The following is a 19131-nucleotide window of genomic DNA, read 5'->3' as shown; positions in this document are numbered from 1 at the left end:
TTGACCAGTTAGTCCACATTTAGCCGCATCAATCCACCAACTTCTGATTAACACATTAATAACACAGCCATTTTCAAAACTGGCACTGCCTTTGCAAAAACACCGTTACACCTGCGACGTTATGAAGAGAGGTTCGTGATGAAAATTGGCGTATTTGTACCCATCGGCAACAACGGCTGGCTTATCTCGACCACTGCACCGCAATACATGCCGACCTTTGAGCTCAATAAAGCCATCGTGCAGAAAGCGGAGCACTACCATTTCGACTTTGCGCTTTCGATGATCAAGCTGCGCGGCTTTGGCGGCAAAACCGAATTCTGGGACCACAACCTGGAGTCCTTTACCCTGATGGCCGGGCTGGCCGCGGTCACCTCGCGGATCCAGATCTACGCCACCGCTGCCACCCTCACCCTGCCCCCGGCGATCGTGGCGCGCATGGCCTCCACCATCGACTCGATCTCCGGCGGGCGCTTTGGCGTCAATCTGGTCACCGGCTGGCAAAAACCCGAGTACGAGCAGATGGGGCTCTGGCCGGGTGACGATTACTTCTCGCGTCGCTACGACTACCTGACCGAATACGTACAGGTTCTGCGCGACCTGTGGGGGACCGGCAAAAGCGATTTCAAAGGTGATTTCTTCACCATGAACGACTGCCGCGTCAGCCCGCAGCCGTCGGTGCCGATGAAGGTGATTTGCGCCGGGCAGAGCGACGCGGGAATGGAATTCTCCGCCAAATACGCCGACTTCAACTTCTGCTTCGGTAAAGGCGTTAACACGCCTGCCGCCTTCGCCCCGACCGCTGCGCGCATGAAAGAGGCCGCCGACAAAACCGGGCGCGACGTGGGCTCCTACGTGCTGTTTATGGTGATCGCCGACGAAACCGACGAAGCCGCGCGCGCCAAATGGGAGCGCTATAAGGACGGCGCCGACGAGGAGGCCCTGAGCTGGCTGACCGAGCAGAGCCAGAAAGATACCCGCTCCGGGGCGGATACCAACGTTCGCCAGATGGCCGACCCGACCTCCGCCGTCAATATCAACATGGGCACGCTGGTGGGCTCGTACGCCAGCGTCGCCAGAATGCTTGACGAAGTGGCGGCCGTTCCCGGTGCGGAAGGCGTCCTGCTGACCTTCGACGATTTCCTCACCGGCGTGGAGACCTTCGGCGAGCGCATCCAGCCGCTGATGCAGTGCCGCGCCCACATCCCTGCCGTCACGAAGGAGGTGGCGTAATGACGACCCTTAACGCACGCCCGGAAGCCATCACCTTCGCGCCGGAGCAGAGCGCGCTGATCGTGGTGGACATGCAAAACGCCTACGCCAGCCAGGGCGGTTATCTGGATCTGGCGGGGTTCGACGTCTCCGCCACCCGGCCGGTGATCGAGAACATTAAAACCGCCGTCGCCGCCGCGCGCGCCGCGGGCATGCTCATCATCTGGTTCCAGAACGGCTGGGATGACCAGTATGTCGAGGCAGGCGGCCCCGGCTCGCCCAACTTCCACAAGTCGAACGCCCTGAAAACCATGCGTAAACGGCCCGAACTGCAGGGTAAGCTGCTGGCGAAAGGCGGCTGGGACTATCAGCTGGTGGATGAGCTGGTCCCGCAGGCGGGCGATATTGTCCTGCCCAAACCGCGCTACAGCGGCTTTTTCAACACGCCGCTCGACAGCCTGCTGCGCAGCCGGGGCATTCGCCATCTGGTGTTCACCGGCATCGCCACCAACGTCTGCGTGGAGTCGACCCTGCGCGACGGCTTTTTCCTCGAGTATTTTGGCGTGGTGCTGGAAGACGCGACCCACCAGGCCGGGCCGGAATTCGCCCAGAAGGCGGCCCTGTTCAATATTGAAACCTTTTTTGGCTGGGTCAGTAACGTTGCAGATTTCTGCGACGCCCTGAATCCCCCGCTTGCCCGTATCGCCTGAGGAGACACCTGATGCCGAAATCCGTAATCATCCCGCCCGGTACCAGCACGCCGATTGCCCCGTTCGTTCCCGGCACCCTCGCCGACGGCGTGGTGTATGTCTCCGGCACGCTGCCGTTTGATAAAGACAACAACGTGGTGTTTATCAACGACCCAAAGGCGCAAACCCGCCACGTGCTGGAGACGATCAAAACCGTGATCGAAACGGCGGGTGGCACGATGGAGGATGTGACCTTCAACAGCATCTTTATCACCGACTGGAAAAACTACGCCGCGATTAACGAGATCTACGCCGAGTTCTTCCCCGGCGATAAGCCGGCGCGGTTCTGCATTCAGTGCGGGCTGGTGAAGCCAGAGGCGCTGGTTGAAATCGCTACCGTTGCGCACATCGCGAAGTGAGGCAGGTATGAAACTTTCCGTCTCGCCGCCCCCGTATGAAGGCGCGCCCGTGGTGGTCTTTATTTCCGGTCTCGGCGGCAGCGGCAGCTACTGGCTGCCCCAGCTGGCCGCGCTGGAGCCGGAGTATCAGGTGGTGTGCTATGACCAGCGGGGAACGGGCAATAACCCCGCTACCCTGCCGGAAGGGTATAGCCTTGCAGAGATGGCGGACGAACTGGCTCAGGCACTGGCTGAAGCCGGGATTGTCCGCTACAGCGTCGTGGGTCACGCGCTGGGGGCGCTGGTTGGCCTGCAGCTGGCCCTCGACAGGCCCGACGCCCTCACAGCGCTGGTGTGCGTCAACGGCTGGTTGACCCTCAACGCCCACACCCGCCGCTGCTTTCAGATCCGCGAGCGCCTGCTGCATTACGGCGGCGCACAGGCGTGGGTCGAGGCGCAGCCGCTGTTTCTCTACCCGGCGGACTGGATGGCCGCCCGCGCGCCCCGTCTGGAGGCCGAAGAAGCGCTGGCGCTGGCCCATTTCCAGGGAAAAGCCAACCTGCTGCAGAGGCTCAGCGCCCTGAAAAAGGCCGACTTCAGCCGCCATGCGGCGCGCATTCGCTGCCCGGTCCAGATCATCTGTTCCGCCGATGACATGCTGGTGCCCGCTGTTTGTTCGTCTGAACTGCAGGCGGCAATTCCGCACAGCCACAGCGTGGTGATGCGCCAGGGCGGGCACGCCTGCAACGTCACCGAGCCGGATACCTTTAACACCCTGCTGCTGAACGGGCTTGCCAGCCTGCTGCACAGCCCGGAACCCGCTTTATAAGGAGCTTTAATGAGCGAAGCCATTACCCCCGCCGCGCTGGAAACGCTGTTCACCGGCGCCCGCACACATAACGGCTGGCAGGATATGTCCGTCAGCGACGAAACGCTGCGCGAAATCTACGACCTGATGAAATGGGGGCCCACGTCCGCCAACTGCTCCCCGGCGCGGATTGTGTTTGTGCGAAGCGCGGAGGGAAAAGAGAAGCTGCGCCCGGCGCTCTCCAGCGGCAACCTTGAGAAAACGCTCACGGCTCCGGTCACGGCGATTGTGGCCTGGGACAGCGAGTTTTATGAGCGCCTGCCTGAACTGTTCCCGCACGGCGATGCGAAGAGCTGGTTTACCTCCAGCCCCGCGCTGGCGGAAGAGACGGCCTTTCGCAACAGCTCGCTGCAGGCTGCATACCTGATCTTCGCCTGTCGCGCGCTGGGGCTGGACACCGGTCCGATGTCGGGCTTTGACCGCCAAAAGGTCGACGAGGCCTTTTTCACCGGCACGACGCTTAAAAGCAATCTGCTGATCAACATTGGCTACGGCGACCCTCGCAAACTGTACGGGCGTCTGCCGCGCCTGACCTTCGACGATGCCTGCGGGCTGGCGTAAGGAGCCATCATGACGACACCGGATAAACAAACCTTTCGCGACGCCATGGCCTGCGTTGGCGCGGCGGTCAATATCATCACCACCGACGGCCCGGCGGGGCTGGCAGGCTTCACAGCCAGCGCGGTGTGCAGCGTCACGGATTCACCGCCTACCCTGCTGGTGTGTCTGAACCGCGGCGCGTCCGTCTGGCCGACGTTCAGCGAAAACCGCACGCTGTGCGTGAATACCCTGAGCGCCGGACAGGAGCCTTTATCTAACCTGTTTGGCGGGAAAACGCCGATGGAGGAACGCTTTGCCGCCGCACGCTGGCAGACGGGCGACACGGGCTGCCCGCGCCTGGAAGATGCGCTGGCCTCGTTTGACTGCCGCATCAGCCAGGTGGTGAGCGTCGGCACCCACGACATTCTGTTTTGCGACATTGTTTCGATTATTCGCCACCCCGCGCCGCAAGGGCTGGTGTGGTTTGACCGCGCCTACCACGCGCTTATGCGACCCGCCTGTTAACCCGCCCTAAGGAGACAGACCATGTTCGGATTTCCCCACTGGCAGTTGAAATCGACCTCCACAGAAACAGGCGTGGTCGCGCCGGATGAACGTCTCCCGCTCGGGCAGACGATGGTGATGGGCGTCCAGCACGCGGTCGCGATGTTTGGCGCCACGGTGCTGATGCCGATGCTGATGGGACTCGATCCCAACCTGTCTATTCTGATGTCGGGAATCGGCACGCTGCTGTTCTTTTTCGTCACCGGCGGGCGCGTGCCCAGCTATCTCGGCTCCAGCGCCGCCTTTGTCGGGGTGGTCATCGCCACCACCGGGTTTAACGGCCAGGGGATCAACCCCAACCTGAGCGTGGCCCTTGGCGGCATCATCGCCTGCGGTCTGGTGTACACCCTGATTGGTCTGGTTGTGATGAAAATCGGCACGCGCTGGATCGAGCGAATGATGCCTCCCGTCGTGACGGGCGCCGTGGTGATGGCGATTGGCCTCAACCTCGCGCCAATTGCGGTCAGGAGCGTCTCCGCCTCGCCGTTTGAAAGCTGGATGGCGGTGATCACGGTGCTGTGCATCGGCCTGGTGGCGGTGTTCACGCGCGGCATGATCCAGCGTCTGCTGATCCTGGTTGGGCTGATTGTCGCCTGTCTGGTCTACGCCCTGCTGGCCAACGTTTTCGGTCTGGGCAAGCCGGTTGACTTTACGCTGCTCCATCAGGCCGCCTGGTTCGGCCTGCCGAAGGTGACCTCACCCACCTTTAACACCCAGGCGATGATGCTTATCGCACCGGTGGCGGTGATTCTGGTGGCAGAGAACCTGGGCCACCTGAAGGCCGTGGCGGGAATGACCGGGCGCAGTATGGACCCGTACATGGGCCGGGCGTTCGTCGGCGACGGTCTGGCGACCATGCTCTCCGGTTCCGTAGGCGGCAGCGGCGTCACCACCTATGCTGAAAACATCGGCGTGATGGCGGTGACCAAGGTCTACTCGACGCTGGTCTTCGTGGCGGCGGCAGTAATGGCGATGCTGCTCGGCTTCTCGCCGAAGTTCGGCGCGCTGATCCACACCATCCCGTCCCCGGTCATCGGCGGAGCATCGATTGTGGTGTTTGGGCTGATCGCCGTAGCCGGCGCGCGCATCTGGGTACAGCATCGCGTCGATCTCAGCCAGAATGGCAACCTGATTATGGTTGCCGTTACGCTGGTGCTGGGCGCAGGCGATTTTGCCCTGACGCTGGGCGGGTTTACGATTGGCGGGATTGGCACGGCGACCTTCGGCGCGATCCTGCTTAACGCCCTGCTGAGCCGCCGGATGGCCGCCGCGCCGCAGGGCGCCGTGGTGCATCAGGATTCGTGATTTAACGTCGCGCTGTCATTTTCTGGCAGCGCGTTTTTCTTCCGTTTAAGCTTTAACTCGCTCACCAGCACCCCGGCGACAATAAATGCCGCGCCCACCAGCGCCAGAAGCGGCAAACGCTCACCTGCAATGCGTCCGAAAATCCCCGCCCAGACCGGTTCGCCGGTATAAATCACCGTCGCGCGGGTTGGCGATACGCTGCGCTGCGCCCAGTTCATGGTGACCTGAATAATGGCGCTGAAAATCCCCAGCCCCAGTGCGACCACCACCAGGCCGGTGGACATCGGCGGTACGGATTCCCCTGCCGGCACCATAGTCGCAAACGCCACCAGCGACGCCGTGGCAAGCTGCACCACCGTCACCCGTTTGACGTCGACCTTGCCTGCCCAGGCGCTAATCAGAATAATTTCCGCCGCAATGGCAATCGCCCCTATCAGGGTGATGATTTCGCCCTGCCCCAGCGCCAGCAGGTTGTTTTCCGGCCCGGCCAGTAATATCAGGCCGATAAACGCCAGCACGATGCCAATACAGGACATCAGCCCCGGCAGCCGCCCCAGGCACAACCACTGCAGTAGCGGCACCAGGGGCACATACATGGCGGTGATAAACGCGGATTTGCTGCTGGAGATGGTCTGCAATCCCCACGTCTGCAGGCTGTAGCCCATCGCTATCGCCACCCCAATCGCCACGCCGGCCTTAAGCTCTTTCAGCGTCAGCCCCCTCAGCGTTTTAAGCGAAATCAGCCCCACGGCAAGCGCCGCCGTCGCAAAGCGCAGGCCAACAAAAAAGAACGGATCGCTGAGGGTCACCGCGTACTGAACGGCCAGAAACGTCCCACCCCAGAACATGGTGATGAGAATGAGGATGGCTTCCTGCGGTTTAACGGAAAATTTGAAGCGTGAGACAGACATGCGGCACCAGAAAGAGAAAACAATTCTGTAGTGTGCGTTGCCTTTGGTTACAGTTCAATGTTGCAGAAATAAAAAAAACCGCCGGGAGATCCCGGCGGCAGGGGTTCAACCCGGCGTGTTACTTACTGCTGCCGTGGCTGTTTTTACCCCCTTTCTTGCCAGCTTCAGATGCGCGTTGCGGGTCATTCTTGAAGTTGCCCCCGCTATGCTGGCCACCTTTACGGCCTGCTTCTGATGCTCTTTCACGGTCTTCTGCGAAATTACCTGAACCACCACGATGGTTTGCCATCTCTAACCTCCAGAATGTGAAACATTAGACATCATATTGCATTCAGTAAAAGAGGAATCTTTCACCTCGCAACACAAGGACAGTGCCTTTATCTGTGCCGCGTGAAACTAAGCTTAGTGGAATGCCGCTATCCGGCAAGCCGCAGGTAATATTCTGCAACATGAACTCAGCCTTTCGGGTGAGATGACGCGACGGCGATTCATAAGCCTTTCTTATCATTTCAAAAAACTGCTGCCAAAAAGTTGTTTCATTTTGCTACAAAGCCTTTTTGTAACCATATTGTTATAAATCAAAGAAATGCCGTTCATTTTTGCAGTCTGGCCGTGATGGCATATCTTTAAATGAGCGCAGCGATCCGCTGTCAGATAATACAAACGAGGAGTGATGCAAAATGGCAAAAGTTCTGGTGCTCTATTATTCCATGTATGGACACATTGAAACCATGGCTCACGCGGTCGCAGAAGGTGCGAACAGAGTTGATGGCGTTGAGGTTGTGGTGAAACGCGTACCGGAAACCATGCAGGCGGAAGCCTTCCTGAAAGCCGGGGGGAAAACGCAAAACGCCCCGGTCGCCACCCCGCAGGAGCTGGCGGATTATGACGCCATTATCTTCGGCACCCCGACCCGCTTCGGCAATATGTCAGGCCAGATGCGCACCTTCCTCGATCAAACCGGCGGACTTTGGGCATCCGGGGCGCTCTACGGCAAACTCGCCAGCGTATTCAGCTCTACCGGCACCGGCGGCGGTCAGGAGCAGACGATTACCTCAACCTGGACTACCCTTGCTCATCACGGGATGGTGATTGTGCCGATTGGCTACGGCGCCCAGGAGCTGTTTGACATTTCCCAGGTGCGCGGCGGTACGCCGTACGGCGCAACCACCATTGCCGGTGGGGATGGCTCACGCCAGCCAAGCAATGAAGAACTGTCTATCGCCCGCTATCAGGGTGAATACGTCGCGGGTCTGGCCAAAAAACTGAACGGCTAACACCCACAGGAGGACAAGCATGCCAACTCAAGAATCCAAAGCTCACCACGTGGGCGAATGGGCAAGTTTACGCAACACCTCTCCGGAGATTGCCGAAGCTATCTTTGAAGTCGCGAAGTACGATGAAAAGCTGGCCGAGCAGATTTGGGAGGAAGGTAACGATGAGGTGCTGGTGCGCGCCTTCGAAAAAACGGATAAAGACTCGCTCTTCTGGGGCGAGCAAACCATCGAACGTAAAAACGTCTAAGCGTTTCCCCCCGCCGCAGCGGGGGGTTCTCCTTTACTTCGCCGCGTTATTCATCACCGCATTGAATTTATCGACAGGACAGAAGCCGTTCGCATCCACCGGGCAGCCCTTCAGCTCCAGCGTCACGCGCTGCGCGGGAGACTGCAGCGACAGCACGCTGGCGTTACGCAGCTGCTCTGAGCTCTGGTAGACATACTCAATTTTCATCAGCTCCTGGTTGGCATTTTTGTCATGCCAGCGCTGGAAGACAATCTTGCCGCCAATCGGGGTGCGTTCCTGCTGGTCGTGCAGCTGATACGGTTTGAAATCCAGGGCCGTCAGCAGAGAAGCAATGTTCGAGTCGTGCCCCACCAGCAGGGTGATTTTCGGCGCTTTTGCCTGTTCGGTGACCAGGGTTTTATCAATGTACTTCACCAGCGGCTTCGCCACGTTTTGCGCCACTTCGGTGGAGGTAAACAGCGAGTCCTGATAGCCGTTCTTGAGCTTCGACAGCACGCGCCACTGCTGGTCGGTTTTGATTTCGCCCCAGGCCACCTGGTCGGCCGGGAAGCCTTCGTAATACTGCAGCGTGAACGCGTCCACCAGCGAGTTACCCACCTTCAGCGGCCCGGATACGCCAGGCTCTTTTTCATAGTCGGCGCTGAAGGTATCTTTCGCGTCCGCCAGCGAGCAGACCTTTTTCTCCTTGCAGGACGGGGAATCCGCGTAGTTTGTCATCTGCTCCAGCAGCTTATAGCTTTCGGTAAGCTGCATTTTCTGCCGCTCGGTCTCCATCGCCTTCAGCGCTTTTTCGCGGAATTCCGGCGAGTTATCGGTTATCACCGGATTGAAGGTCGGATCCATAGTGCCCATTTTGTCCTGATGGTGCACGGGAACGTCGCAGCCCGGGAACGCGCCGGTGATAAAGAACTGCGCGGTGGCGACGGTACGCTGCAGGCTGTTGGCGTAAGCATAAACGCTATCCGCCGCCGGGCATTCTCCCGTCTTCACCATACCCTGCTGCGCCAGCCACTCGCGCATGTAGTGGCCCATATAGACCTCCAGCACGCCGCCCTTGGTGGTGAGCTGACCGCCCGGCACCTCCCACTCCGGCCACTGCTTCGGCGTGGACTGCTCCAGCACGCTGCCGTTATTGGCGAGCGGCGCGCGCAGGTTATGGCGACTCATGATTAAAACTTGCTCCAGCTGATAGCCTTCCGGCGTCTCTTGCGCCTGCACGCCAAACGTTGCTGAAATGGAACCGGCGACTGCCAGCGCGAGTAGTGCTTTTCTCATCCCTAATTCCTCACTCGTTTTAAAATGTCGCATTCAGTGTGACATATTCGTGACAATTTTCCGGGAAGCATTTCTCAAACTGATGATTAACGTGCTTACGGTGTGGGCAAATAAGTTTTATAATAAAACTACACCCTACCGGAGAATTGACCGTGAAACGTACCCGCCTCGAAGAGAGCACCTGCCCCGTCGCCCGTTCGCTGGATATCATCGGCGACTGGTGGTCGCTGCTGATCGTGCGCGACGCGCTGCGCGGGATAAAACGCTTCGGCGAGTTCCAGAAAAGCCTCGGCATCGCGAAAAACATGCTGACCACGCGGCTAAAACTGCTGGTCGACGAAGGCATCCTCCGGCTTCAGCCCGCGTCCGACGGCAGCGCCTGGCAGGAGTATGTCCTGACCGAGAAAGGGCGCGCCCTGCAAACGGTGCTGGTTGCCCTCTCCCAGTGGGGCAATGAATTTTTGTTTGCTGAAAACGAATGCGGCACCGTGCTGGTCGATGCCGAACAGCGCAAACCCCTGCGCAAACTGGCGCTTATCGCCGACGATGGGCGCGAACTGACGCCTGAAGAGATCGTGGCTAAACTCCCCTCCTGATCGTTTCCGAGGGCAAAAGCACAAAATGCTCAGCAAAATGGTTGCATTATAAAACCAAATAGCAGAGAGTTAATTTAGTTTCATATTGAAACCGAACAACCCACTTTGCCTTGAGGTAACACACGATGACTACGCAAATCACCACCGCCCTGATTACGGGCGCCTCTTCCGGAATTGGTGCCGTCTATGCCGACCGTCTTGCCGCGCGCGGCGCTAACCTGGTGCTGGTCGCCCGTCGCGAAGATCGCCTGAAAACCCTTGCCGCCGACCTTCGCGCGCGCTACGGCGTGGCCGTCGATATTCTGGTGGCCGATCTTACCGATGAAGCCGGGATCCGCGCCGTGGAAGAGGAGCTGCGCAGCAATACCGCCATTGATACGCTCGTTAACAACGCGGGCACCGCGCAGATGGCGCCGTTCCTCGCGGGCGATGTGGCGCAGCATCAGGCCATTAACACCCTGAACACCACGGCGCTGATGCGTCTGACCTACGCCATCCTGCCGCGCCTGGCGCAGAACAATCGCGGCACGCTGATCAATATCGCGTCCGTGCTGGCCCTGCACGTCCGGGCGGGCAGCGCGCTCTACAGCGCCACCAAGGCGTGGGTGTTGAGCTTTACCCGTGGGTTACAGGAAGAATTTGCCGACAGCAACGTGCGCATTCAGGCCGTGCTGCCCGCCGCCACGGCGACTGAAATCTGGAGCCATTCGGGCGTCACGGTGAACGATCTGCCGGAAGGATCGGTGATGACCACCGACGATATGGTGGATGCATCGCTGGCGGGTCTGGATCAGGGTGAACCGATCACCATCCCGCCGATGCATGACGCTGGCCTGTGGGATCGCTACGAAGCGGCGCGTCTTGAGCTGTTCAACAGCGCGCGCACCGGCATTCCTGCACCGCGCTACGCTAAATGATAAGATTAAATGCGCTGATGCCGGTGACTACACCGACATACAGCGCCGCCCAGACGCAGGCGGAAAGCAGGCTGACGGCGTAGACCTTGACTGCATTCAGCCTGAGCATCCCCGCCGCCAGCGGCACGATGTAGCGTAGCACCGCCAGGAAACGCGCGGTAAACAGCACCAGCACCCCGTTTTTCTGCAGCTGATGCTGCACCCGCAACATTTTACCGGCGTGTTTAGCCGTGAAGCGGGTCATCCATCGCGTGTGCCCCATCAGCTGGCCGATATGGTAGTTCAGCACCGAACCCGCAGCAGCGCCCAACACCACGGCCAGCCAGGCCAGCGCAGGATGCATGCTCGTCTGGCTGACGGTAATGCCCGCCAGCAGCATCACCGAGGCGGGCGGCAGCACGGAGGAGATAAGCACCGTCGATTTACTCAGCGCCATCACAAATAACAGCGCGAAAAGATGTGCCGGATACAGCGCAAAATGATTCAGCAGATTATCAAGCCACGCCATTATCTTCTCCTTCGTTGATTATTAAATCCTCCATTAGAAATGAATTAACCTAAATAAACCCTCAACACTTTATTAATAAAAATCGTCTAAACCGTTCTTAAACATTATTTAATTTTCTGAGCGGTAAATTTAAATAAGCGTATTATTCCTCTCGTTTTACAACGATCTCGTTATGGCGAGGCTCCTGTACAAATACACGTTATCGCTCTGGTGGGTTCGAGAGAACCGACACAGGGTAAAACAGGCACTGTCGAATCAAGGCTTTGTCAGTATAACTTCCCTCGCGGGATACGGTGTACAGTGCTGAACCCAGGACGTGGGGATCTCCTCTTCGACATGCCCTGTCTTGCTCGCCCCTGAGAGATGTTATTATTCAAAGGGAATTCACTATGTCTTACGCTATTCACAACCAAAACCCGGCATTCAATGACAGCGCCATCGCGCAATATATGAATACCGATTTTATTGTTCTCGATATTTCATTATGCGTGGCGCTGGCGCGCGAGCAGTTCTTCGAAAAATTAAAAGACGACGATATTCCGTCGCATATTTTTATTGAAGACAATGGCCGCCTGGCGGGCATGATTGCCGTACGTAAATTGCTCCAAACCGCCGACACGGTCCAGCCGGTGAAATCGCTGATGATTTGGCAGTTTTTGCAGGTCAAACCGGAGGATGAACGTGCCGATGTTGCCGGACTGCTGGCGCACGGCGGCGCGGATGTGGTGCCCGTGGTCAACCACGGCAAGCTCGTCGGCTGCCTGACCGAGCGCGAAATCGCCCATCTGCTGGAAGATGACGTCACCGAAGACGCCCAGCTTCAGGGGGCGACGCTGCCGCTGGAGAAGCCCTATCTGGACATCAGCCCGTATAGCCTGTGGAAGAAACGCTCCGTCTGGCTGCTGCTGCTGTTTGTTGCGGAGGCCTACACCAGCTCGGTGATCCAGCATTTCGAAGAGGCGCTGGAGTCCGCCATCGCGCTGGCGTTCTTTATTCCGCTGCTGATCGGCACGGGCGGCAACAGCGGGACGCAGATCACCTCCACGCTGGTGCGCGCCATGGCGCTGGGGGAAGTCCGTCTGCGCGACGTTGGCCGCGTGCTGCGCAAAGAGATGACCACCTCGCTGATGATTGCCGCCACGCTGGGTCTTGCTGGGTGCATTCGCGCCTGGATGATGGGGATTGGGCTGGAAATCACGCTTATCGTCAGCCTGACGCTGGTGTGCATTACGCTCTGGAGTGCGATCGTGTCGTCCGTCATTCCGATGGTGCTCAAGCGCTGCGGGATTGACCCGGCGGTCGTCTCCGCGCCGTTTATCGCGACGCTTATCGACGGCACCGGGCTGATTATCTACTTCAAGATCGCGCAATATACGCTGGGGCTGGAGTAACGCTCTCCGCCAGCTGAATCACCGCACGCGAAAACGCCTCAATTGCCAGGGCGACATCCTCAGCCATCACCGATTCCGCCGGATGGTGGCTGACGCCTCCTTTGCAGCGCACAAACAGCATGCCGACCGGCCAGCGTTCCGCGATGGCAATCGCGTCGTGGCCCGCACCGCTGGGCAGCGAAAGCGAACGCCCCTGTACCGATGTGACCGCCTCCCCCAGCACGTTTTGCAGGTGGAAATTGCACGGCGTGGCCGCAATGCGGTAAAACTCCTCGGCGCTGAAGTCCAGAGCGCGGCGCGAGGCGATCGCCTGCGCATGTTCCAGCAGGTCGTTAAGCAACCGATCCAGCGGCGCATCCTGCGGCCCGCGAATATCCAGCGAGAGCTGAACCTCGCCGGGGATCACGTTCACCGCCCCCGGCAGGCAGCGCAGCTCGCCAACCGTCGCCACCAGGTTACCGCCCTGCTGTCGGGTCGCGTTTTCAACGATGACCATCCACTCGGCGGCGGCGGCCAGCGCGTCCCTGCGGTGGTGCATCGGCACGGTTCCCGCGTGCCCGGCCTCGCCGGTGAAGCGGCAGTTCAGACGACGCGCGCCGTTAATGGCCTCCACCACGCCAAGGGCGAGCGCCTCCTGCTCAAGGCATGGCCCCTGCTCAATATGCAGTTCCAGATAGGCGCTGAAATCCTCCTGACGGCGCGCGGCATGGAGCACGCGGGCAGGATCGAGCCCCACCAGGGTCATCGCCTGCGCCACGCTGGTTCCGCTGGCGTCAGCTTTCTCCAGCCAGCCCTGCGGCCAGGTGCCGGTGATGCCCCGGCTGCCTAACAGCGTAATGCCGAAGCGAGTCCCCTCTTCGTCACAAAAGCCGACAATCTCGATGGCCTGCGCCAGATGCACACCCTGCTGGTGCAGGCTGTCCACCACCTCAATGGCGGTGAGCACCCCAAGCATGCCGTCGTAGCGCCCGGCATTGCGCACGGTATCCAGATGCGAGCCGAGCAGCACCGCCTGCGCCCCTTCCTGCGCGCCCTCATAGCGTCCACAGATGTTGCCCACGCTGTCCTGCCAGACGGTCATTCCCGCCTGGCTCATCCACTGCCCCACCAGCTGGTTGGCCTGCAGATGCTGGGTTGAGAGATAAACCCTCGTCAGCGCATCCGGGCTTTCGCTGATGGCGGCCAGCGCGTCGGCGCGGGCCATCACCCGTTCTGCCGCCGGGCTCATTGCGGCGTCTCGCGGCGATAGTGGTCCCACGCGGCCTGCATGGCGGCCCCCTGCGTGGTGGTGAATTTGAGGTAGTTCAGCACCGACTCCAGCGCGCTCAGGGTGGTCATCACGCAGTCCTTGCGCGCGTTGTAGCCCATCGTGCCGATACGCCACACTTTGCCGTGCAGCGGGCCAAACGAGGTGCCGATTTCAATCCCGAAATCCTCCAGCATCAGCTTACGCACCTGGTCGCCGTTGACGCCCTGCGGGATCGCCACGCCCAGCACGTTGTTCATCTTGTGCTTCAGGTCGCCAAAGGTCTCCAGCCCCATCGCCTGAATGCCCTTTAGCAGCGCCTCGCCGTGCAGCTTATGACGCGCGATGCCGTTATCCAGCCCTTCCTGCAGGATCAGCCGCGCGCACTCGCGGGCGCCAAACAGCGCGGTGGTCGCTTCGGTGTGGTGGTTCAGGCGTTCCGGCCCCCAGTAGTCCATCACCATGCCGAGATCGAAGTAGTTGGAGTAGATCATCTCCTCGTCGCCGTCGCGGTGGGCGTCGGTGCGAATGCCCTCCTCAACGCATTTGCGGCGGCGGATCGCTTCTTCCATCCGCGCGCTCAGGGTGATCGGCGAGGTGCCCGACGGGCCGCCGAGGCATTTCTGCATCCCGGCCGAGACGGCATCCAGCCCCCAGGCGTCGGTCTCCAGCGCGTTGCCGCCGAGCGACGCGGTGGCGTCGGTGTAAAACAGCACGTCGTAGCGGCGGCAGATCGCACCCAGCTCCGCGAGCGGCTGCAGCATGGTGGTGGAGGTATCGCCCTGTACGGTCAGCAACAGGCGCGGACGAATACGTTTAATCGCATCTTCAACCTGGTCCGGGGTAAACACCTCGCCCCACGGCACCTCGATGGTATGCACCTCCGCGCGGCAGCGGCGGGCAATTTCGCACAGCAGATGACCAAAGCGGCCAAAGACCGGCACCAGCACCTTATCTCCCGGGCGGATGGCGGAGAGCAGTATCGCTTCAATCCCCGCGCGGGAGGTGCCGTCCACCAGCATCGTCCAGCGGTTTTCGGTGCGGAACACCCCGCGATAGAGCGCCATCACCTCGTTCATGTAGTGGGTCATGGCCGGATCGTACTGGCCGATCAGCTGGCTCGACATGGCGCGCAGCACGCGCGGGTCGGCGTTGATCGGGCCCGGCCCCATCAGCAGGCGCTGGGGCGGGTTGATTTGCGGAAAGTCTGCGATATCCATTGTTAAGTCCTTATCAGTTGAGGCCGCGCACGGAGGAGATGAACTGCTTCAGTTCCGTGGTCTGCGGGTTGGCGAACAGCGTTTTGCTGTCGCCCTGCTCCCAGACTTTCCCCTGGTGCATAAACACCACGCGGTCGCCCACTTCGCGGGCAAAATTCATTTCATGTGTCACGAGAATCAGGGTCATCCCCTCGGCCGCCAGCTGCTCCAGCACCTTGAGCACTTCGCCCACCAGCTCCGGGTCCAGCGCGGAAGTGATCTCGTCACAGAGTAAAACCTTAGGCGACATCGCCAGCGCGCGGGCGATCGCCACGCGCTGCTGCTGGCCGCCGGAGAGGCTCGACGGGTAGTAATCCAGACGATCGCCGAGACCCACTTTCTCCAGCATACGCTGCGCCAGCTCGCGGCATTCGGCGGCGCTTTTCTTCAGCACCCGACGCGGGGCGAGCATCACGTTCTCCAGCGCCGTCATGTGCGGGAACAGGTTGAAGCTCTGGAACACCATCCCCACCGAGCGGCTGATTTCACGCGCCTGGGAATCCCGGTCGGTAATGGTCATGCCGCCCAGCTTGATGCTGCCGTCCTGATAGCCTTCCAGGCCGTTAATGCAGCGCAGCAGCGTGCTTTTGCCCGATCCGCTGCGCCCGATAATGGAGATTACCTGGCCCATGTCGATATCCAGATCGACGCCCTTGAGCACGTGGTTATCGCCGTAGTACTTCTGCACCTGATTAATGGTGATGAGAGGCATTGAATTTCGTCTCCAGATAGCGGCTGTAGCGCGACAGCGGATAACACAGAATAAAGTAGCCGAGCGCCACCAGCGCAAAGACCTTAAACGGCTGATACGTCACGTTGGTCAACATGGTCCCGGCCTTGGTCAGCTCGATAAAGCCGATAATCGACGCCAGCGCGGTGCCTTTAATCACCTGCACGGCAAAGCCGACCGTCGGCGCAATGCCGATGCGCAGCGCCTGCGGGGCGACCACGCGAAACAGGGTCTGGCCAAAAGTCAGCCCCAGACAGCGCGACGCTTCCCACTGCCCCTTCGGCAGGGCGCGAATGCTGCCAAACCAGATATCGAGCAGAAACGCGCTGGTGTAAAACGTCAGGGCCAGCGAGGCGGCGGTCCACGGCGAAACGTCGATGCCGAACAGCGCCACGCCGAAAAAGGCCAGGAACAGCTGCATCAGCAGCGGCGTGCCCTGAAACAGCTCAATGTAGCCGCGGATGATGCGCTTCACCGTGCGCCCGCCCGTCAGGCGCAGCAGCAGGAGCGGCAGCGTCACCACCGCTCCGCCGACAAACGCCACCAGCGACAGCAGCACCGTCCAGCGTCCGGCCAGCAGCAGGTTGCGAATAATGTCCCAGTCGGTAAAGGTGGTCATCATGCCTGCACCCCCAGCCATTTGCGTCCCGCCGCCATCATCAGCTGGCGCAGGGTTATCGACAGCGCTAAGTAAATGCCGGTTGTCACCAGATACACCTCAAAGCTCAAAAACGTTCTGGACTGGATCAGGTTGGCGGCGAAGGTCAGCTCTTCATAGGAGACCTGCGACACCACCGACGAACCGAGCATCACGATGATGCACTGGCTCACCAGCGCCGGGTAAATGCGCTGCAGCGCGGGCGGCAGCACCACGCGGATAAAGGTCTGCAGGCGGGTCAGCCCCAGCACGCGTCCGGCCTCCCACTGCCCTTTCGGCGTGACCTGAATGCCTGCGCGGATAATCTCGGTGCTGTATGCGCCCAGGTTTACCACCATGGCCAGCAGCGCCGCTTCCCCCGCCGTCATCTTCAGCCCAAGATTCGGCAGGCCGAAGACGATGAAAAACAGCTGCACCACAAACGGCGTGTTGCGGATAATTTCCACGTAGCCGCCCCAGATCCGACTGAACCAGGTGGTGCGTCCGCTGCGGATCGCCGCCCCGAAGATCCCTATCGCCAGCCCGCCGACGGTGGCCATCACCGTCAGCTGAACGGTGATCCACAGCCCCGCCAGCAGCTCCGGCCAGTACGGCCAGAGCGCGGAGAAATCAAGTTGCTCAGTCATCGGCTCAGGCGCCAAGGTTGGCCGGCAGCGGGGCCTTCAGCCACTGTTCAGACAGGCCGTTCAGCGTGCCGTCCTTGATGCCCTGCTCAATCAGCGCATCCACTTTTGCCTTCAGGGCCGGTTCGTTTTTCTTCAGGCCAATAAAGCACGGCGAATCTTTCAGCATAAAGCTCGGCACCGGGGCTTTATCCGCGTTCTGGCGCGAAATGGCCGCCACCACGAGGTTGCCGGTTGCCACGTACTGCACCTGTCCGGAGAGGTAGGCGGAGAGCGTGGTGTTGTTATCTTCGTAGCGCTTCACGTCCGCGTCTTTCGGCGCCAGGCTGGTCAGCACCATGTCCTCCACCGCCCCGCGCGTCACGCCGATGGTTTTTCCGCTCAGCGCGGCGGCGTCTTTCAGCTCGGCCCCTTTCGGGCCAAACACGCCGAGGAAGAACGGCGCGTAGGCGCGGCTGAAGTCGATCACCTTCTCGCGCTCAGGGTTTTTACCGAGGCTGGAAATGACCAGATCCACCTTATCGGTTTGCAGGTACGGCACGCGGTTGGCGCTGGTCACCGGCACCAGCTGCAGCTTGAGCTTCATCTGTTTGGCCAGATAGCGCGCCATGTCGATGTCATAGCCCTGCGGCTGCAGGTCGGTTCCCACCGAGCCAAACGGCGGGAAATCCTGCGGAACGGCAATGCGAATGGTGCCGCGCTTCTCGATATCCTGAAGCTGGTCAGCCTTTGCCGGCAGCTGTGTGAAGAGACATGCGGCCCCGGCCAGTGCAATCAACAATTTTTTCATGGTGCTTCCCCGTAACGTTAACATGAAACAAAAGATTCTTTGAATGTGATTTTGCAACTAATGTGCCAGATAAGGCGAAGCGGGAAATATTCTTGTGAAGCCTGATAAAACGGGGACGGGGCGGAAATGCTCTCCATTTTCGCCCCGCCATTACGCACCATTTTAATGCAAAGCACCAGCCTGATGCCCCATTATCGTTGTTCGAGTTCGTCCAGCTGCTGGTAGAGGGAGGCAATCTCGTGAATGCGCGGACGGCCTTTATCGAGAATCTCATGCAGGAAAGCGTTCGCCAGCAGGTTGATCAGACTGTTGACCGAGGAGTAGCTGTCATAGGCCGAGACGCTGTCCAGCGGGGCGCAGAGCTGCCAGCTTGCCAGCGGGAACAGGCTGTGCGCCTGCGGCTCGCACATCAGCAGTACCGGAATACCGCTGCTCTGAAGCTGCTCCATCAGCGGGCGGATGATGCGCGGACGGCGGCGAAAGGCCATCATGACCACCAGATCGTCCGGCTTTAAATCCACCAGCTCTTCGCTCAGGCTCTGCCCCGGCTGCGGCAGGACCAGCACCTGACCGCGCGCCTGCAGCAGCTGCTGGCGCAGGTGCAGCGCCGCCGGATAGGCGTTACGCATGCCGATAATCACGATCCGCCGCGCCTTCACCATGCAGGCCATGGCGTCGGCAAATTGCTGCGCGTCGAGGGCATTGACCCACTGGGTCAGGTTCGCCATCTCCTGCTTGTAGTGGCGCGCCAGCAGCGTGTTGCCCTGCACCGCGTCGCGGTTATCGGTGAGCGGCATCCCGCTCTGGCGCAAGGTGCGCAGCTCGTCGCGCATGTCCTTATATTTCTCATAGCCCAGCCGCTTAAACAGGCGGCTGACCGTGGCTTTCGACACTCCGCTCAGCTGCGCCAGCTCGGCGCTGTTGTAGCTAATGAGATCGTCAAAATGATCGAAAATAAAGTCCGCCACCCGCTGCTCCTGCGGCGACAGCGACGGATACTGTGCTTTCAGACGTTCATCCAGTTGTTCCATAGCGCCTCTGTAACTTTTGTTTCATCACATTGTACCTTTTATTCTAGGTATTCATTATACGTGCCAGTTTACTGAAACTTTTCTTTCAGAACTGGAACA

Annotated in this window: 23 protein-coding genes and 1 riboswitch; of the genes, 12 read left to right on the top strand and 11 right to left on the bottom strand. The window is 60.0% G+C overall.

Annotated elements, in window-relative coordinates; genetic code table 11:
- Nucleotides 1-138: 138 nt before the first annotated feature.
- From rutA to rutG, 7 genes are read left to right on the top strand one after another with little or no spacing between them, the layout of a single operon-like run.
- Nucleotides 139-1230: a pyrimidine utilization protein A gene (rutA, locus tag NUX24_RS02145; RefSeq protein ID WP_214576387.1), complete on the top strand. Its 1092-nt coding sequence runs from the start codon at nt 139-141 to the stop codon at nt 1228-1230.
- Nucleotides 1230-1919, top strand: coding sequence for a pyrimidine utilization protein B (gene rutB, locus NUX24_RS02140; RefSeq protein WP_257829695.1), 690 nt, complete (start codon nt 1230-1232; stop codon nt 1917-1919). Before rutA ends, rutB begins: the two co-directional genes overlap by 1 nt.
- Nucleotides 1920-1930: 11 nt before the next feature.
- Complete coding sequence (gene rutC / locus NUX24_RS02135) at nt 1931-2317, top strand: pyrimidine utilization protein C (RefSeq protein ID WP_010429508.1); 387 nt, start codon at nt 1931-1933, stop codon at nt 2315-2317.
- 7 nt (nt 2318-2324) lie between these two features.
- Nucleotides 2325-3125, top strand: a complete 801-nt coding sequence (rutD, locus tag NUX24_RS02130; protein WP_257829692.1) for a pyrimidine utilization protein D — start codon at nt 2325-2327, stop codon at nt 3123-3125.
- Between the two features lie 9 nt (nt 3126-3134).
- Entirely contained in the window at nt 3135-3725 is a 591-nt protein-coding gene (locus NUX24_RS02125) for a malonic semialdehyde reductase (protein ID WP_257829690.1), read from the top strand.
- Nucleotides 3726-3734: 9 nt separating this feature from the next.
- Nucleotides 3735-4229, top strand: coding sequence for an NADH-dependent FMN reductase RutF (gene rutF, locus NUX24_RS02120; protein ID WP_047650823.1), 495 nt, complete (start codon nt 3735-3737; stop codon nt 4227-4229).
- Nucleotides 4230-4250: 21 nt separating this feature from the next.
- Entirely contained in the window at nt 4251-5573 is a 1323-nt protein-coding gene (gene rutG / locus NUX24_RS02115; RefSeq protein ID WP_047061541.1) for a pyrimidine utilization transport protein G, read from the top strand.
- Here the strand turns inward: rutG and NUX24_RS02110 are convergent.
- Complete coding sequence (locus tag NUX24_RS02110) at nt 5561-6484, bottom strand: DMT family transporter (RefSeq protein ID WP_257829685.1); 924 nt, start codon at nt 6482-6484, stop codon at nt 5561-5563. The genes rutG and NUX24_RS02110 overlap by 13 nt on opposite strands.
- Nucleotides 6485-6602: 118 nt before the next feature.
- Complete coding sequence (locus tag NUX24_RS02105) at nt 6603-6773, bottom strand: general stress protein (protein WP_023311077.1); 171 nt, start codon at nt 6771-6773, stop codon at nt 6603-6605.
- A gap of 391 nt (nt 6774-7164) precedes the next feature.
- Between NUX24_RS02105 and wrbA the strand changes: the two genes are divergently transcribed.
- Together wrbA and NUX24_RS02095 are read left to right on the top strand one after the other, a co-directional pair.
- The gene (gene wrbA / locus NUX24_RS02100; RefSeq protein WP_023311076.1) at nt 7165-7761 is read left to right on the top strand and encodes an NAD(P)H:quinone oxidoreductase; all 597 of its coding nucleotides are present in this window, start codon (nt 7165-7167) and stop codon (nt 7759-7761) included.
- Between the two features lie 19 nt (nt 7762-7780).
- Nucleotides 7781-8008: a YccJ family protein gene (locus NUX24_RS02095; RefSeq protein WP_008499832.1), complete on the top strand. Its 228-nt coding sequence runs from the start codon at nt 7781-7783 to the stop codon at nt 8006-8008.
- A gap of 33 nt (nt 8009-8041) precedes the next feature.
- Here the strand turns inward: NUX24_RS02095 and agp are convergent, their stop codons facing one another.
- Nucleotides 8042-9283 carry a bifunctional glucose-1-phosphatase/inositol phosphatase gene (gene agp, locus NUX24_RS02090; RefSeq protein WP_257829680.1) on the bottom strand — a complete coding sequence of 414 codons (1242 nt, stop codon included), beginning with the start codon at nt 9281-9283 and terminating at the stop codon, nt 8042-8044.
- 152 nt (nt 9284-9435) lie between these two features.
- Between agp and NUX24_RS02085 the strand changes: the two genes are divergently transcribed.
- Nucleotides 9436-9879, top strand: coding sequence for a helix-turn-helix domain-containing protein (locus NUX24_RS02085; protein WP_047650821.1), 444 nt, complete (start codon nt 9436-9438; stop codon nt 9877-9879).
- Between the two features lie 125 nt (nt 9880-10004).
- Nucleotides 10005-10796, top strand: a complete 792-nt coding sequence (locus tag NUX24_RS02080) for an SDR family oxidoreductase (protein WP_193804640.1) — start codon at nt 10005-10007, stop codon at nt 10794-10796.
- Here NUX24_RS02080 and NUX24_RS02075 read toward each other — a convergent pair.
- Nucleotides 10789-11304: a DedA family protein gene (locus tag NUX24_RS02075; protein ID WP_257829673.1), complete on the bottom strand. Its 516-nt coding sequence runs from the start codon at nt 11302-11304 to the stop codon at nt 10789-10791. The two genes, NUX24_RS02080 and NUX24_RS02075, sit on opposite strands and share 8 nt — an antisense overlap.
- A gap of 159 nt (nt 11305-11463) precedes the next feature.
- A riboswitch (M-box (ykoK) riboswitch) is annotated at nt 11464-11633 on the top strand.
- A gap of 60 nt (nt 11634-11693) precedes the next feature.
- On the opposite strand from NUX24_RS02075, the gene NUX24_RS02070 reads away from it, so the two are divergent.
- Entirely contained in the window at nt 11694-12695 is a 1002-nt protein-coding gene (locus NUX24_RS02070; RefSeq protein WP_257829670.1) for a magnesium transporter, read from the top strand.
- Here NUX24_RS02070 and hpxK read toward each other — a convergent pair.
- The 7 genes from hpxK to hpxU all read right to left on the bottom strand — a co-directional run bounded on the left by hpxK (nt 12661) and on the right by hpxU (nt 19032).
- Nucleotides 12661-13923, bottom strand: coding sequence for an allantoate amidohydrolase (hpxK, locus tag NUX24_RS02065; protein WP_257829667.1), 1263 nt, complete (start codon nt 13921-13923; stop codon nt 12661-12663). The genes NUX24_RS02070 and hpxK overlap by 35 nt on opposite strands.
- Complete coding sequence (locus NUX24_RS02060) at nt 13920-15161, bottom strand: alanine--glyoxylate aminotransferase family protein (protein ID WP_257829664.1); 1242 nt, start codon at nt 15159-15161, stop codon at nt 13920-13922. The genes hpxK and NUX24_RS02060 overlap by 4 nt, the downstream gene beginning before the upstream one ends.
- Before the next feature lie 13 nt (nt 15162-15174).
- Nucleotides 15175-15912 (bottom strand): amino acid ABC transporter ATP-binding protein, encoded by a 738-nt coding sequence (locus tag NUX24_RS02055; RefSeq protein ID WP_008499843.1) that lies wholly within the window; start codon nt 15910-15912, stop codon nt 15175-15177.
- Entirely contained in the window at nt 15893-16549 is a 657-nt protein-coding gene (locus NUX24_RS02050; RefSeq protein ID WP_049008460.1) for an amino acid ABC transporter permease, read from the bottom strand. The genes NUX24_RS02055 and NUX24_RS02050 overlap by 20 nt, the downstream gene beginning before the upstream one ends.
- Nucleotides 16549-17214, bottom strand: coding sequence for an amino acid ABC transporter permease (locus NUX24_RS02045; protein ID WP_047650816.1), 666 nt, complete (start codon nt 17212-17214; stop codon nt 16549-16551). The genes NUX24_RS02050 and NUX24_RS02045 overlap by 1 nt, the downstream gene beginning before the upstream one ends.
- A 4-nt stretch (nt 17215-17218) precedes the next feature.
- The gene (locus tag NUX24_RS02040) at nt 17219-18001 is read right to left on the bottom strand and encodes a transporter substrate-binding domain-containing protein (RefSeq protein WP_047650815.1); all 783 of its coding nucleotides are present in this window, start codon (nt 17999-18001) and stop codon (nt 17219-17221) included.
- A gap of 191 nt (nt 18002-18192) precedes the next feature.
- Nucleotides 18193-19032, bottom strand: a complete 840-nt coding sequence (gene hpxU / locus NUX24_RS02035; protein ID WP_257829655.1) for a MurR/RpiR family transcriptional regulator HpxU — start codon at nt 19030-19032, stop codon at nt 18193-18195.
- Nucleotides 19033-19131: the final 99 nt, after the last annotated feature.

Origin of the sequence: Enterobacter sp. HG048, from assembly GCF_024702055.1 — a bacterium.
Taxonomy (GTDB): domain Bacteria; phylum Pseudomonadota; class Gammaproteobacteria; order Enterobacterales; family Enterobacteriaceae; genus Enterobacter; species Enterobacter dykesii.
The sequence above is the reverse complement of the archived record's forward strand: the minus strand, read 5'-3'. Positions and strand labels throughout refer to the sequence as shown.